Genomic DNA, 1566 nt, shown 5'->3' with positions numbered 1-1566 from the left:
CCTCGCGCTCCGGGCGCAGGCGGACATGGTCCTGTCCTTCGGTCCGATGGTCTGGCCCCACATGCTGGCCCGCGCGATGCTGGCCGAACAGCTCTACCGCGCGGCGACGATCCTCGCCGGCACCCCGTACCACAGAAGCTGAGCCTCAGCCGGTGTTGAGGATCTCCTCCGCGTGCCGGCGGAGGAGCGCGAGCCCCAGCGCCAGCGGCACCAGCGCCCAGCCGAGGACCAGCGGCAGCGAGACATGGGCCGCGTCGTATCCCGGGTAGAGACCGCTGCGGAACAGCCCGGCGAGGTGGATCCAGGGCGTGAACCACAGGACATCCGCCAGACGCTCCGGCAGGTCCTCCGGCACGAAGATCACGCCCGCGACCAGGAACAGGGGCCGCGACAGGATCGCCCAGACCTGCGCCCAGACCGGGAAGAGGCCGCAGAGCAGGCAGTTCAGCACCCCGAGCCCGAGACCGAGCAGCGCCGCGAGGCCGAGGGCCAGCACGAGCGCGCCGGATCGCACCACGTCGACCTCGCCCGTTGCGAGCGCGAGACCGGCCAGCACGATGCCGCTGACCGCGAGGCCCGAGACGAGGTTCAGCGCGAACCGCGCGACGATCGCGTCGATCCACGCGACCGACGGATAGACGAGAAGCGGGCGGGAAAAGCGCAACGCCTGCTGAACGTGGCCCTGAAGCGTCGCGTAGAGCAGGAAGGGCAGGTAGCCCGAGGCGTAGAACACCACGAAGCTCGTCCCGAGCGGCGGCGCCTGCACCACGAGCGACAGGGCGAAGGTCAGCACCAGCACCGCCGCCACCGGCTCCAGCACCGCCCAGAGGAAGCCGCCGGGCGTGCGCACGTAGCGCGTCGCCATCTCCCGCAGCATGAGCGCGCCCACCGACCGGAGGCAGGCGACACCCGGCGGCACCGGCTCCGACCTGAGCGGCGCGCGGAGAACGGGGCTTTCTGGCATGGACGTCATCTCCGGCGCGGGGGCTTAAGCGGGCCGTAAGGATATGCGGGGCATCTGGTGCAGGAATCGTGAACCGAGGACCCCGATGCACGAAACGCCGCCGCAGCCCATGCACCCCGGGGAGGAGCCCGGGGTCGACCTCCTCCAGACGCTCCGCCATCTGCGCTCGGCCGCGACCCCGGCGCCGCGCAACGCGGGCACGGCCACGGCGACCGGCACCGGCACGGGCGGCGCCCCCGGGCTCGCGGCACCCGACACGCCCGCGACGCCCTTCACCCGTCTCGTGAGAGGAGCACGTTCCGGGGACGGCGCGGTCGGCGGCGAACCGGTCGCGACGCCCGAGGCGCCGGTCGCGAAAGGGCCACCGCCCCGCACGGGCGGCGCGGGAATTGCCCTGCGAACGTGGCGCGGCCTGCTTTCGAAGCAGGTCCGGCTTCCGCGGCTCCTCGCGTCGTTCCTCCTCGTTGTCGTCTCCCCCCTTGTCGTCGCAGCCTCCTACCTCCTCGTGGACGCCGCCCCGCAATATGCCTCGACGGTGGCCTTCACGGTGGGGGCGGGACAGGACGGCGCGGGCGACGCCCTCGGCGGAATCGCGCGGCTGA

Annotated in this window: 3 protein-coding genes; 2 read left to right on the top strand and 1 reads right to left on the bottom strand. The window is 72.7% G+C overall.

Annotation, left to right across the window (positions count from 1 at the left end; all coding sequences use genetic code 11):
- On the top strand, positions 1-142 hold a 142-nt coding region (locus ACTS11_RS18815; protein ID WP_442641821.1), incomplete at its 5' end, for a 23S rRNA (pseudouridine(1915)-N(3))-methyltransferase RlmH.
- 3 nt (positions 143-145) lie between these two features.
- Here ACTS11_RS18815 and ACTS11_RS18810 read toward each other — a convergent pair.
- A complete protein-coding gene (locus ACTS11_RS18810) occupies positions 146-964 on the bottom strand; it encodes an ABC transporter permease (protein ID WP_442641820.1) in 819 nt (272 codons plus the stop codon).
- Between the two features lie 85 nt (positions 965-1049).
- On the opposite strand from ACTS11_RS18810, the gene ACTS11_RS18805 reads away from it, so the two are divergent.
- Positions 1050-1566 (top strand): hypothetical protein (locus ACTS11_RS18805; protein WP_442641819.1); only part of this gene is annotated, 517 nt, incomplete at its 3' end.

This window comes from Roseicyclus sp. (genome assembly GCF_052168335.1).
Lineage (GTDB): Bacteria > Pseudomonadota > Alphaproteobacteria > Rhodobacterales > Rhodobacteraceae > Roseibacterium.
The sequence above is the reverse complement of the archived record's forward strand: the minus strand, read 5'-3'. Positions and strand labels throughout refer to the sequence as shown.

Coding starts and splice junctions, on each gene's coding strand:
- ACTS11_RS18810 (WP_442641820.1), bottom strand. CDS start 964: ATGCCAGAAAGCCCCGTTCTCCGCGCGCCGCTCAGGTCGGAGCCGGTG.